This window comes from Afipia sp. Root123D2 (genome assembly GCF_001425835.1).
GTDB lineage: Bacteria > Pseudomonadota > Alphaproteobacteria > Rhizobiales > Xanthobacteraceae > Afipia.
On sequence record NZ_LMDP01000002.1, the window covers coordinates 773,496 to 785,959 of the forward strand.

Consider the following 12,464-nt stretch of genomic DNA (forward strand, 5'->3'; position numbering starts at 1 on the left):
TGGGACCGCAATCTAGGCCAGGCTTCTCAGCAAGGCGTTAAGCGCGGGCCTCAAAGCCGTTCAATTGGTTCAAGAGGCTCTACATGACCTTTCTTTCGCGCCTTGCAGCCCTTGTTTTCGTGATTGCTCTGTCCTTCGCAGCGCCCGCCTCGGCGCAGCAGCGCGGAAGCGCTCCGCACACCTATGGCCCGGATGAACTGGTCGGCGCCGGCCACCGGTTTTTCGGTAACGTGTCGCGAGGACTTGCGTCGGTGATCGAGCGCGCGGTGAGCCAGTGGGGCCTGCCGAACGGCTATGTGCTGGGCGAGGAAGGCAGCGGTGCGTTCGTTGCGGGCCTGCGCTACGGCGAAGGCACGCTCTACACCAAGAATGCGGGCGATCTCAAAGTCTACTGGCAGGGCCCCTCGGTCGGCTTCGACTGGGGCGGTGACGGCGCGCGGACGATGGTGCTGGTCTATAATCTGCCGGCCACCGAGGCGATCTATCAGCGCTTCGCCGGCATCGACGGCTCGGCGTATTTCATCGGCGGCTTCGGCATGACCGCGCTGACCGCGAACAACATCGTGCTGGTGCCGATCCGCGCCGGCGTCGGCCTGCGGTTGGGCGCCAATATCGGCTATCTCAAGTTCACGCCGAACGCGACCTGGAATCCCTTCTGACGCAAGGCGGCGTCACCCGCATGGTTTGCGTTATTCCGGCGTTCCACTGGCTTTTTCCCCCACCGCCAAGGTAATAAGAGGCAGTTTCCGCGGGGAGTACGTCCATGGTCGAAACGATCATGTATCTGGCCATCGGCTTTATGATCTCGATGCTGTTCGGGCTCATGATCATGCCGCTCGTTCACAACCGCGCGGTGCGCCTGACGACCAAACGCCTCGAGGCCGCGACGCCGTTGTCGATGGCGGAAATCCAGGCCGACAAGGACCAGTTGCGCGCCGAATTCGCGATGTCCGCGCGCCGGCTCGAAATGAGCGTCGAGCAGCTCAAGAACAAGACAATCAGCCAGTCCGCCGAACTCGGCAAGAAATCCGACGCCATCAACCGGCTCAAGATCGAACTCGGCGAGAAGAACGCCGCGATCTTTTCGCTTGAGGCGCGCGAGAAGGCGCTTCGCGATCAGTTGCGCGGGACCGAACAGGACTTCAGCGCCAAGGCCGAAGCGCTGCAAAGCGCGGAACAGGCGTTGACCAGCAAGCAGCACGAACTGGCGCGGCTGACGCACGAACTGAGCGATCGCTCGAGCACCGCCGAAAGCCGCCAGGTCGAACTGATCGCCGTGCGCACGCAAGTCGACGAGCTTCAGGCCCGCGTGCATGACGCCGAAAAGGAATTCACCGAAACCGAACAACGTCTCGCCGAACAGCGCGGCCAGTTCGATTCAACGAGCCGCGATCTCGGCGAGGCCCGCTCGCGCGTGGAAAATCTGACCGTCCGCGTTGCCGATCTCGATCACGAACTGACGACACGATCGAAGGAGGCGGAAACGCTGGCGAGCCGGATCGGCGATCTTGAAAGCAAGCTGGCCGCGCAGGGCAAGATGCTGACCGAGCGTGAGCATGAAATCGGCTTGCTGCGGCAACAGGCGGAAACCGCAAAACAGACCGAGCAGACGCTCCGCGGCGAGATCGCGGCTGCGCTGGCGAAATCCGCGATGATGGACCGGCTTCAGGCCGAGAAGGCTGCCATCGAGGATCAACTGATCGCGGTGCGCGATGAGAGAACCCGGCTGCAGCGCGAAGTCGGCGCGACGCAGCAACAGGGAGACCCCGCTGAGAACGCCCTGCTGCGCGAACGCATCAATGACATCGCGGCCGAGGTCGCGCGGCTGGGCGCGACGCTGGAAGGACCGGATTCGCAGATCGAGGCGATTCTGGCTTCCGAACCCGCCAAACCGGCGATCAGCGCCATCGTCAAAGGTTCGGCCACGAGCGGCGCGTCCGCCGAGGCGCACGGCACCCTGGCACAGCGCATCCGCGCCCTGCAGGACAAGGCCCGAACCCGTCAGGCCAGCTAAAAAGCCCATTTGACGCCATTTATATCGCCCCGCCGAGGCCGCGCTTGACACCCTGCCTCCCGGCTTCGTAAATCGCGGCTTCAAAACCGGACTGACCCCAGCGGAAGTCCCGGGCGCATAGCTCAGCGGGAGAGCGTTCCCTTCACACGGGAGAGGTCCAAGGTTCGATCCCTTGTGCGCCCACCATTAGTTTCAGCGGCCGATCGGCCGCGTGTCTCCGCCGGGATCATCCATGACCGACATGACCGACAATTCGACCGCGACCGGCCGCTTCGACATCGAAGCCATTGCCAATGCCTTGCCGGAAACCGCGACGACACTGCTCGTCGACACCTATCTGACCAACCGGCCCGAGGCGAGTGCGCGGGTGTTCCGGGTCTATCGCCCGACGCCGCCGCACTATCACGCGACCTGCGACGAATATCTCTACGTCTTTTCCGGGCGGGGAACGTTCTGGATGGGCGACGCCTCGACCAAAGCCGAGTTCAGTCCCGGTCAGTTGCTGTTCTTCAAGCGGGGCACCGTGCATGCGATGCCCGAGCTGTTCGATCATCCTGTGGTGTTTTTATCGATCGACACGCCGCGCCGGGAGCCGACGGACATCATCTTTGTCGATCCGAAGGATGGCTCGCCGGAAACGTTCATGGCCCGCAATGCAGGCGCGGAATAAACCCTGCCGCACACCAGCGCCGTGCCGTGGACGCACGAAACAAATACGGCGGCGCTATTTCAGATACGTGCCGACGGTGGTGAAGGTCGAACTCATCGTCGTGCCGAGGCCATTGACCGCGGCAATGATGCCCAGCGCCAGTCCAGCCGCAATCAGGCCGTACTCGATCGCTGTGGCTCCAGACTCGTTTTGCAGGAAACGTCGGATCGTCGGCATCGGCTGTCCTCGCTGCGCGATTTTCGCACATGGCAACATTGTGGCGCGAGGGTTTCGCGCGATCGCGGATAACCTATCGAAAAGAACCTGCCGAAAATTTAACTCAACCTGACAGTGATACCGTCGTTTAAGGCCTGTCAGGTCCGGGACCGCAGCGCCAGCAACGCGAGCAGCTTGAGCCGTTCGGGATCGCGCTCGCCCTGCGATGTCAGGTCGACGATGTTTTTGGCGAGGGTCTGAACGTGTCCCGACGACACCGGCTCGGGCAATGTTTCCACCGCCTCGTTCAGCGCCCTGGTCATCATCGCGATGGTATCGGGACTGAATGATGTCCCCTGGAAGACCGTCATCACCCCTCCTCCGTGGGACTATCCTGCCTGTTCAGCAGGATAACCGCACGAAAGAAGGCAGGTTCCGTTACATCACGACTTCGATCAGCCGCGGGCCTTTCTGGGCAACGGAGTCGGTCAACGCCTTGTGGAAATCCTCGGCCGTGGTCACAGAGCGACCCGGCACGCCCATGCCCTTGGCGAGCGAAACCCAGTCGAGCGTCGGGTTATCGAGGTTCAGCATGTGGAGCGCTTTTTCACCGGGTTCACCGGCATCGACGCCCGCGAATTCGCCTTTCAGAATCTGATAGGTGCGGTTCGCGAACACCACCGTGGTGACGTCGAGGCCTTCACGCGCCTGCGTCCACAACGATTGCAGCGTGTACATCGCGCTGCCGTCGCCCACCATGCAGATCACCTTGCGGTCGGGACACGCGACCGCGGCACCGGTCGCAACCGGCGTCGAAAAGCCGATCGAGCCGCCCATGTTCTGCAGCCAGTCATGCGGCTTGGCACCCGCCGTCGGCGGAAAGAAACCACGTCCGGTGGTGATCGATTCATCGACCACGATCGCGTTCTCCGGAATCGCCATCGCGATCGCCTGCGCGATCGACGCATGATTCAGTGCGCCGGTCGGCTTCACCAGTTCGACGAGCTTCTGCGGTTGCTCGTCCTGCGCTTTCGCACCCAGCGCGTCGGCCAGCGCATGCAGCGCGCCGACCGAGTTTTCGCCGGCCTCGCACATGCGATGGACTTCGCACCCTTCCGGCTTCAGCAGGCTCGGCTTGTTCGGATAAGCGAAGAACGCGACGGGATCGGCGGTTTCGACCAGAATGATGTGCCGGAAATCCTTGAGGATCGGCAGCGCCTGTTCGATGACATACGGAATGCGATCGATCGAATAGCGCCCCTGCCCGCGCGCCATGCGCGGATTGTAGGTCTGGCCCATCACCTTGCAGCCGGTCTTGCCGGCGATGCGGGACGCGAGTTTCAGGCCCTTCTCGGTCAGGGCGTGACCGGTGAGAAGCAGCAGCGTCTGCTCGCCGGTGCGCAAAACCCGCGCGGCTTCCTCAACTGCCTTCGGTGAATAGCTCGGCTGTTGCGAACTGGCCGGCACCTGCGCGATACCGTCCGCTTCCTTCCAGGCCGTGTCGGCCGGCAGGATCAGGGTGGCGATCTGGCCGGGATGGCCGTTGGCAGCAGCAATGGCGGCGGCGCCGTCGCGCGCGACCGACTTCGCGTCCGGCGACGTGCGAACCCAGGCCGACATCGGGCGCGCGATCCCCTCGATGTCCGATGTCAGCGGCGCGTTGTATTCGATGTGGTAGGTGGCGTGCTGCCCGACGATATTGACGATGCCGGAGCGCGCCTTCTTGGCGTTGTGCAGATTGGCGAGACCGTTGGCGAGGCCGGGGCCGAGATGCAGCAGCGTCGATGCGGGCTTTTCCAGCATCCGGTAATAGCCATCGGCGGCGCCGGTCACGACGCCCTCGAACAGGCCGAGAACACAACGCATCCCTTCCACGCGATCGAGCGCCGCGACGAAATGCATCTCCGATGTGCCCGGATTGGTGAAGCAGACGTTGACTTCGCCCGCAACCAGCGTTCGCACCAGACTTTCCGCACCGTTCATCGCTTCACTCCCATTGTTTTTTATTGGTCACAAAGATCAACCATCCTTTGGCGCATCCGTCAAAGGCCGATGACAGATAGAACCGATGCGCTGCAGGCAGGCCGACGGCGGCAGGAACCCGCGAACCGATGCTTTGAGGTCACGCAGAGCCGGCAAATCGCCGCCTCACGCGACCGCATCTTGCGAAAAAAGGCGAATTGTGGCCTGTCTGATTGGGTTATTTGGATATTCCCTAATGAAATACCGAGAGGTCTCGATGAAACGCCTGCTTGCCGTCGTGTTAGCCGCCATTTCCTGGGGCGCAATATCGCAACCCGCAGCGGCCAGAGAGCGCCACCCGCAGCAGGATTTCGCAGTGCAGGAAGCCCCGTTCGGCGGCTTGTTCAGAGGCTTCGGCCTGGGAGCGAGCTCCGGCCCCGTCCAGCGCTCCTACGTCAATATCCAGGGCAACTACAAACCCGGCTCGATCATCATCAGCACGTCGGAACGTCGGCTTTATTTCGTGACCGCTCCCGGTGAGGCGATCCGCTACGGCATCGGCGTCGGCCGCGACGGCTTCCGCTGGGGCGGCGTTCACAAGGTGACCGCGAAGAAGGAATGGCCGGCCTGGACGCCGCCGTCCCAGATGCTGCGGCGGCGCCCGGATCTGCCGCGTCACATGGAAGGCGGCCCGGACAATCCGCTTGGCGCGCGCGCCATGTATCTCGGCTCGACGCTCTATCGCATCCATGGTTCCAACGAACCCGAAACCATCGGACAGGCGGTCTCGTCCGGCTGCTTCCGCATGGTCAATGACGACGTGATCGATCTCTACAACCGCGTCTCGGTCGGCGCGACGGTCTACGTCAAGAACTGAGATCGCAAGACTGAGAGTTTCGTGAAAAGGCCGGCCATGCGCCGGCCTTTTTGTTTGGCTGGATACCGCGCCGCGCTTGCGGACTGGCGGCACTTGCGGCTAGCTCCTGCGTCATGCGCCCGTCCGCGATCCGATATCTCCTCATTGCCGCGATCATCGTTCCGATGGGCGCGTCGCTGTGTCTCCCGCCGGCAATGGCTGCGGAAAATCCGGCCATCGCCGCCCGGCGGCACAGCGAAAAGACGACGTTCACCGACGCCGAGATTATCGACGGCTTCATGAAAACGGCGTTCGGCGCCGAATATCATCTCGCCGGCCGGATCGACCGGATCCGGAAATATGACGGGCCGGTCAGGGTTTTCATCGCCGGCTCCAAACGCGCCAACCGCCGCGCTCAGCTTGCCGGCGTGATTGCCGATATCGCCCGGCGCGTTCAGCACATCAACATCGCGACCACCCCCGATCGCAACGACGCCCACGCGGTCATCACGCTGGTCCGCGACCGCAATCTCTACAAGACGATCCATAAACTCTATGGCGCGGAGCGCGCGAAGGAGATTCGGCGCTCGCTCGATCCGCAATGCCTGTCGGGCTTTCGCAAGAACGAGAAATACCAGATCCAGCATTCCGATGTCATCCTGACGGTCGACAACGGCGATTTCGTCTTTCTCGATTGCGCCTATGAGGAAGTGCTGCAGTCGCTGGGGCCGATCAACGACACCGACTCGGTGCCGTGGACCATGTTCAACGACGATGTGTCGATGGGGTTCTTCGACATCTACGACCAGTACATCATGAACATCCTGTATCACCCGCGCATCAAGGCGGGAATGACGGTGCAGGAAGCACAGGATGTTCTGCCCGGCGTCTTGCGGGATGTCCGCGAGTGGATCGCGAAGGTCAATGACCTGAAGCCGTAGGTCAGGTTTCTTTCTTGTGCAACGTGAGTCACACGTTGTCATGCCCGGCCTTGTGCCGGGCATCCCGCCCAGGATGGCACTGTGCCCATGAATCGAGATGGCCGGGACAAGCCCGGCCATGACAGCGATAAGGCATATGTCATGCCGACTTCTCGAACAGCTCGCGGCCGATCAGCATCCGGCGGATTTCGCTGGTGCCGGCGCCGATTTCGTACAGCTTGGCGTCGCGCAGCAGGCGTCCGGTCGGATAATCATTGATGTAGCCGTTGCCGCCGAGCAGCTGGATCGCGTCGAGCGCGCATTGCGTCGCCCGTTCCGCCGCATAGAGGATCGCGCCGGCTGCGTCTTCGCGGGTGGTTTCGCCGCGATCGCAGGCCTTGGCCACCGCATAGACGTAAGCGCGCGAGGCGTTCATCGTCACATACATGTCGGCGACCTTGCCCTGCACGAGCTGGAAGCTGCCGATCGGCTGACCGAACTGCTTGCGCTCGTGAACGTAAGGCATCACCACGTCCAGACAGGCCTGCATGATGCCGAGCGGCCCGGCGGACAGGACGGTGCGCTCGTAGTCGAGGCCGGACATCAGCACGTTGACGCCTTTGCCCACCGAGCCGAGCACGTTCTCCTCCGGCACCTCGCAATCCTGGAACACCAGTTCAGCGGTGTCGGAGCCGCGCATCCCGAGCTTGTCGAGTTTTTGCGCGGTGGAGAAACCCTTCATGCCTTTTTCGATGATGAAAGCGGTCATGCCGCGCGGCCCGGCGGTTGGATCGGTCTTGGCGTAAACCACCAGCGTCTCGGCGATCGGGCCGTTGGTGATCCACATCTTGCCGCCATTGATGATGTAGCGGTCGCCCTTCTTGTCGGCGCGCGTCATCATCGACACCACGTCGGAGCCCGAGCCCGGTTCGGACATCGCCAGCGCGCCGACGTGCTCGCCTGAAATCAGCTTCGGCAGATACTTGCGCTTCTGCTCGTCGTTGCCGTTGCGGCGCAACTGGTTGACGCAAAGATTGGAGTGCGCGCCGTAGGACAGGCCGACCGACGCCGATGCGCGGGAAATTTCCTCCATCGCGATGCAGTGCTCGAGATAACCCAGCCCGGAGCCGCCGTATTCTTCCTCGACGGTAATTCCGTGCAGCCCGAGCGCACCAAGCTTCGGCCACAGGTCGCGGGGAAACTGGTTGCTCTTGTCGATCTCGTCGGCGCGCGGCGCGATTTCATGGCTGGCGAAATCGCGAACCGTCTCGCGGATCGCGTCGGCGGTTTCGCCGAGGTCGAAATTGAACGAAGTGCTGGCATTGGGAATCATGATCGGTCCGCCTCCGGGCCGCCCGAGAATGGGCGGCAGCCTCTTTCAAGGCGACCATGCCACGGGCCGGGGATGCGGTGAAGGGGCGCGGCGAACAAGCTGAACGAAGAATGACCGGCGGCTGCCGGCGTTCAATCCCGCAGGGGTTGCATCAGGCCAATGCGCGCGAGGCTTCCTTCACCTTCCGCGTCGCCTCGTCGACCGAGCGGGTTGCGGACGCGATCTCGGTCATATTGACGTTGATGTCGGCGACGCCCTTGGCCGCGACCTGCATGTTGGACGAAATGCTCTGGGTCACCGAGGCCTGTTCCTCGACCGAGGCCGCGATCGCCGCCGAGATTTCGTTGACGCGGGAGATCGTCTGGGTGATCGCCTCGATGACATTCACCGCCGTCGCGGTCGTGGCCTGAACTTCAGCGATCTGCGCGCTGATCTCGTCGGTCGCCTTCGCGGTCTGGGTCGCGAGGCTTTTGACCTCCGACGCCACCACGGCAAAGCCCCGTCCGGCATCGCCGGCACGCGCCGCTTCGATGGTCGCGTTCAACGCCAGAAGATTGGTCTGATCGGCAATGCTGTTGATCAGCTTGACGACGTCGCCGATCTTCTGGGCCGCCGCTGCTAGGCCCGACACGATCGTATTGGTTTCGTTCGCCTGATCGACGGCCTGCAACGAAATGTTGAGCGCATCGGAGGCCTGACGGCTGATTTCGCTGACCGACGCGGCAAGCTCCTCCGCCCCCGATGCCACCGCCTGCATGTTGGACGATGTCTGCATCGACGCGCCGGCCGCGGACGTCACGCGCTCCGAAGTCGCCGCCGCCGATTCCGTGATCCGTCCAAGATCGATGTCGATCGTTTTCTGCAGGTCCTCGCGGCGCAGGCGGTCCTCGACCTGTCCCGTGATGTCGGTGGCGAACTTGACGACCTTGGCGATCTTCCCGTCGGCCCCGTAGATCGGATTATAGGAAGCCTGAATCCAGACCGTCCTGCCGCCCTTGCCGAGCCGCTTGTATTCCGCGGCCTGATACTCGCCCCGGCGCAGCGAATTCCAGAAATCCCGATAGGCGGCGCTGTCGCGGTGATCCGGATCGACGAACATGCCGTGGTGCTTGCCCTGAATTTCGTCGAGCCGATAGCCGAGCGTTGCGAGGAAATTGTCGTTGGCGGTGATGATCGTGCCGTCGAGGTTGAACTCGATCACCGCCTGCGACTTGTGAATGGCCCTGATCTGACCTTCGTAGTCGGACGTTCTCTGTTTCTGGGCAGTGATATCGGTCGCGAATTTGACCACCTTGAACGGCTTGCCGTTGCGGTTGAGCAGCGGCGTATAGGAGGCCTGAATCCAGACCGTCGCCCCTGCCTTGGCAACCCGCATGAATTCACCGGCCTGGAATTCGCCACGGCGCAGCGATTCCCAGAACTGCCGGTAGTCCTGACCCTCGCGCTCGGCCGGATCGACGAACAGGCTGTGATGCCTGCCCTGGATTTCCTCAAGCCGATAACCGAGTGCATTCAGAAAGTTCGCATTGGCTGTGACGATCGTTCCGTCCATCTCGAACTCGATCACTGCCTGCGACCGGTCGATCGCGTCGATCTTCGAACTCAGTTCTTTTGTTGTATGAAACAGCCGCATAACGAATCCCCTGTGCCCGGCAACAGGATCGCAGCCAATCATTAAGCAAAGTTTTGCGGACGCATTGGTAAGACTACCAACAGCGTGTCGCGCCGGTGAAGGCCGGCCGCCGCCTGCATGTTCCGCAGAGGAACAACCGCGAAAGCGTTTCGGCATTTTTCCGCGCTCGCGACAATCCCGCGCTTGCCGACGCGCCGGTATCGAGATGTAATCGGACAAACAAAGCTGCGTATCGAAGACGACGCCACTCCGGGAGACGTCCATGCACGGCACACGCGATTCTGCACGCGAGTCCGCCGCCCAGGCGGCACGGGACCGGGCCTATTCGATTCCGCTCGACCAATTCAACCCCGGTGATCCGGAGCTGTTTCGCACAGATACCTTCTGGCCTTATTTCGAACGGCTGCGGCGGGAAGACCCGATTCACTACTGCAAGGACAGCCAGTTCGGGCCCTATTGGTCGATCACCAAATACAGCGACATCATGAATGTGGAGACCAACCATCAGGTCTTCTCGTCCGACGCGAGCTTCGGCGGCATCACCATCCGCGACGCCGGGACCTATTTCCGGCGGCCAAGTTTCATTTCGATGGATCAGCCGAAACACGGCGCGCAGCGCAAGACCGTGGCGCCGATGTTTACGCCGAGCCACCTCGACCAGCTCGCCGGAATCATCCGCCAGCGCGCCGGCGAATGTCTCGACTCCCTGCCGCGCGACGAGACCTTCGACTGGGTGGACCGCGTTTCGATCGAACTGACCACGCAGATGCTGGCGACGCTGTTCGATTTTCCGTGGGAAGAACGCCGCAAGCTGGTCCGATGTCGCAACCTCCCTGCCCGCCGATGAGGCCGCCGAGACCAAACGCCAGGCCGAGCTGGAAGAATGCGGCGCATACTTCGCGCGGCTGTGGAACGAGCGCATCAACGCTCCGCCGAAAAGCGACCTGCTGTCGATGATGGCCCACGCCGACGCCACCCGCGACATGGACCCCAAAACCTTCCTCGGCAACATCATCCTGCTGATCGTCGGCGGCAACGACACCACCCGCAATTCGCTGTCCGGCGGGGTCTACGCGCTGAACGAGAACCCGGACCAGTACCGCAAGCTGCGCGACAATCCAGCATTGCTCGACAGCATGGTGCCGGAAATCATCCGCTGGCAGACGCCGCTGGCCCACATGCGCCGCACCGCGATCGCCGATATCGAGATCGGCGGCAAGCAGATCCGCAAGGGCGACAAGGTGGTGATGTGGTACGTCTCCGGCAACCGCGACGACGAGGTCATCGAGCGGCCCGACGAGTTCATCATCGACCGCGCCCGGCCGCGCCAGCATCTGTCGTTCGGCTTCGGCATCCATCGCTGCGTCGGCCTGCGGCTGGCGGAACTGCAACTCAAGATCGTCTGGGAAGAAATTCTCAAGCGGTTCGCCACAATCGAAGTGACCGGCGCGCCCAGCCGGGTCTTTTCGAGCTTCGTCAAGGGCTACGAGACGCTCCCCGTTCGCATCGCGTCGTGAGCGGGTATGGTCTATAATCGGGCTTTCAGGCCCAACGGAGAGCCAGATGCACGGGACCATCGACATCGCGCACAACGAGCGGCTGCGAGCCGCGCGCGAAAAAGCCTATGCGATGCCGCTGGCCGACTTTCATCCCGGCGCCCCCGAACTGTTCCGCTCCGATACGCTGTGGCCGTATTTCGAGCGGCTGCGCAACGAAGAGCCGGTGCACTACTGCACGACATGCCCGGTCGGCGACTACTGGTCCGTCACCAAGTACAACGACATCATGCATGTCGATACCAACCCCGCGATCTTTTCGTCCGACGTCCGGCTCGGCGGCATCAGCCTGCGCGACGTCACCGAGAATTATAACTGGCCGAGCTTCATTGCGATGGACGAGCCGAAGCACGGCCCGCAGCGCAAGACGGTGCAACCGATGTTCACGCCGTCGCATCTCGACCGGCTCGCGGTCCTGATCCGCGAGCGCTCGGCCGAAATCCTCGACAACCTGCCGCGCAACGAGACCTTCAACTGGGTCGAGCGCGTGTCGATCGAACTCACGACCCAGATGCTGGCGACCTTGTTCGACTTCCCGTGGGAGGATCGCCGCAAACTCACCCGATGGTCGGATCTTGCCACCGCGCTGCCCAAGAGCGGCATCTACGACAGCGAGGAACAGCGCCTTGCCGAACTCGGCGAATGCGCCGATTACTTCACCCGGCTGTGGAACGAACGGGTCAACGCCGATCCGCGCAGCGACCTGATCTCGATGATGGCGCACAGCGACGCGACGCGCCACATGAACCGCGATGAGCTGCTCGGCAACCTGATCCTGCTGATCGTCGGCGGCAACGACACCACGCGCAACTCGATGACCGGCTCGGTGCTCGCCCTCAACGAGAACCCGCGCGAATACGACAAGCTGCGCGCCAACCATGCGCTGATCGACAGCTTCGTGCCGGAGGTGATCCGCTGGCAGACGCCCCTCGCCCACATGCGCCGCACCGCGCTGCAGGACACCGAACTCGGCGGCAAGCTGATCAAGAAGGGCGACCGCGTCGTGATGTGGTACGTTTCCGGCAACCGCGACGGCGAGGTGATCGAGAATCCCGACAGCTTCATCGTCGACCGCGCCCGGCCGCGCACCCACATGTCGTTCGGCTTCGGCATCCATCGCTGCGTCGGCATGCGGCTCGCCGAATTGCAGCTCAAGATCATCTGGGAAGAAATCCTGAAACGGTTCGACAATATCGAGGTCGTCGGGGAACCCCGGCGAATCTATTCGAGCTTCGTCAAAGGCTACGAGGCCCTGCCGGTGCGGATTCCCGGATAGGCCGGTTTTCTCGCACCTCCGGCCTTGAACCCCCGGCGCCTGCGACAAC

Annotated in this window: 11 protein-coding genes, 1 tRNA gene and 1 pseudogene; 8 read left to right on the forward strand and 5 right to left on the reverse strand. The window is 62.6% G+C overall.

Translation table 11 applies throughout. The annotated features are described in order from the left end of the window. The first annotated feature begins 83 nt into the window (after nt 1-83). From ASC80_RS12785 to ASC80_RS12800, 4 genes are all read left to right on the forward strand, one after another. Nucleotides 84-659 carry a DUF1134 domain-containing protein gene (locus ASC80_RS12785; protein ID WP_056297536.1) on the forward strand — a complete coding sequence of 192 codons (576 nt, stop codon included), beginning with the start codon at nt 84-86 and terminating at the stop codon, nt 657-659. A 104-nt stretch (nt 660-763) separates the two neighbouring features. After that, nucleotides 764-2,014 (forward strand): coiled-coil domain-containing protein, encoded by a 1,251-nt coding sequence (locus ASC80_RS12790; RefSeq protein ID WP_056297538.1) that lies wholly within the window; start codon nt 764-766, stop codon nt 2,012-2,014. Nucleotides 2,015-2,125: 111 nt separating this feature from the next. Further along, a tRNA-Val gene (locus ASC80_RS12795) sits at nt 2,126-2,200 on the forward strand. 46 nt (nt 2,201-2,246) lie between these two features. Further along, nucleotides 2,247-2,684, forward strand: coding sequence for a cupin domain-containing protein (locus tag ASC80_RS12800; RefSeq protein ID WP_502690961.1), 438 nt, complete (start codon nt 2,247-2,249; stop codon nt 2,682-2,684). 54 nt (nt 2,685-2,738) lie between these two features. Here ASC80_RS12800 and ASC80_RS12805 read toward each other — a convergent pair whose 3' ends face one another. The 3 genes from ASC80_RS12805 to ASC80_RS12815 form a co-directional block, all read right to left on the reverse strand. Next, the gene (locus ASC80_RS12805; protein WP_056298888.1) at nt 2,739-2,900 is read right to left on the reverse strand and encodes a Flp family type IVb pilin; all 162 of its coding nucleotides are present in this window, start codon (nt 2,898-2,900) and stop codon (nt 2,739-2,741) included. Between the two features lie 137 nt (nt 2,901-3,037). Continuing rightward, a complete protein-coding gene (locus ASC80_RS12810) occupies nt 3,038-3,250 on the reverse strand; it encodes a hypothetical protein (protein ID WP_056297541.1) in 213 nt (70 codons plus the stop codon). Nucleotides 3,251-3,317: 67 nt separating this feature from the next. Next, complete coding sequence (locus ASC80_RS12815) at nt 3,318-4,862, reverse strand: acetolactate synthase large subunit (protein ID WP_056297545.1); 1,545 nt, start codon at nt 4,860-4,862, stop codon at nt 3,318-3,320. A 256-nt stretch (nt 4,863-5,118) separates the two neighbouring features. On the opposite strand from ASC80_RS12815, the gene ASC80_RS12820 reads away from it, so the two are divergent. Both ASC80_RS12820 and ASC80_RS12825 read left to right on the forward strand, forming a co-directional pair. Beyond that, nucleotides 5,119-5,718: a L,D-transpeptidase gene (locus tag ASC80_RS12820; protein ID WP_082512616.1), complete on the forward strand. Its 600-nt coding sequence runs from the start codon at nt 5,119-5,121 to the stop codon at nt 5,716-5,718. 113 nt (nt 5,719-5,831) lie between these two features. Next, nucleotides 5,832-6,638: a DUF2927 domain-containing protein gene (locus tag ASC80_RS12825; protein WP_056297551.1), complete on the forward strand. Its 807-nt coding sequence runs from the start codon at nt 5,832-5,834 to the stop codon at nt 6,636-6,638. Nucleotides 6,639-6,777: 139 nt separating this feature from the next. Here ASC80_RS12825 and ASC80_RS12830 read toward each other — a convergent pair whose 3' ends face one another. Together ASC80_RS12830 and ASC80_RS12835 are read right to left on the reverse strand one after the other, a co-directional pair. After that, entirely contained in the window at nt 6,778-7,950 is a 1,173-nt protein-coding gene (locus tag ASC80_RS12830; RefSeq protein ID WP_056297554.1) for an isovaleryl-CoA dehydrogenase, read from the reverse strand. A 151-nt stretch (nt 7,951-8,101) separates the two neighbouring features. After that, nucleotides 8,102-9,583, reverse strand: coding sequence for a methyl-accepting chemotaxis protein (locus ASC80_RS12835; protein WP_056297557.1), 1,482 nt, complete (start codon nt 9,581-9,583; stop codon nt 8,102-8,104). 262 nt (nt 9,584-9,845) lie between these two features. Here ASC80_RS12835 and ASC80_RS12840 point away from each other — a divergent pair. Beyond that, nucleotides 9,846-11,100, forward strand: a pseudogene (locus tag ASC80_RS12840) (cytochrome P450). 46 nt (nt 11,101-11,146) lie between these two features. Next, nucleotides 11,147-12,415, forward strand: a complete 1,269-nt coding sequence (locus ASC80_RS12845; protein WP_056297558.1) for a cytochrome P450 — start codon at nt 11,147-11,149, stop codon at nt 12,413-12,415. Nucleotides 12,416-12,464 lie beyond the last annotated feature (49 nt).

Bases quoted from the DNA above. Each gene is read 5' to 3' on its own strand.
- ASC80_RS12835 (WP_056297557.1), bottom strand. From the start codon at position 9,583: ATGCGGCTGTTTCATACAACAAAAGAACTGAGTTCGAAGATCGACGCG.
- ASC80_RS12820 (WP_082512616.1), top strand. From the start codon at position 5,119: ATGAAACGCCTGCTTGCCGTCGTGTTAGCCGCCATTTCCTGGGGCGCA.
- ASC80_RS12815 (WP_056297545.1), bottom strand. From the start codon at position 4,862: ATGAACGGTGCGGAAAGTCTGGTGCGAACGCTGGTTGCGGGCGAAGTC.
- ASC80_RS12805 (WP_056298888.1), bottom strand. From the start codon at position 2,900: ATGCCGACGATCCGACGTTTCCTGCAAAACGAGTCTGGAGCCACAGCG.
- ASC80_RS12845 (WP_056297558.1), top strand. From the start codon at position 11,147: ATGCACGGGACCATCGACATCGCGCACAACGAGCGGCTGCGAGCCGCG.
- ASC80_RS12810 (WP_056297541.1), bottom strand. From the start codon at position 3,250: ATGACGGTCTTCCAGGGGACATCATTCAGTCCCGATACCATCGCGATG.
- ASC80_RS12800 (WP_502690961.1), top strand. From the start codon at position 2,247: ATGACCGACATGACCGACAATTCGACCGCGACCGGCCGCTTCGACATC.
- ASC80_RS12790 (WP_056297538.1), top strand. From the start codon at position 764: ATGGTCGAAACGATCATGTATCTGGCCATCGGCTTTATGATCTCGATG.
- ASC80_RS12830 (WP_056297554.1), bottom strand. From the start codon at position 7,950: ATGATTCCCAATGCCAGCACTTCGTTCAATTTCGACCTCGGCGAAACC.
- ASC80_RS12785 (WP_056297536.1), top strand. From the start codon at position 84: ATGACCTTTCTTTCGCGCCTTGCAGCCCTTGTTTTCGTGATTGCTCTG.
- ASC80_RS12825 (WP_056297551.1), top strand. From the start codon at position 5,832: ATGCGCCCGTCCGCGATCCGATATCTCCTCATTGCCGCGATCATCGTT.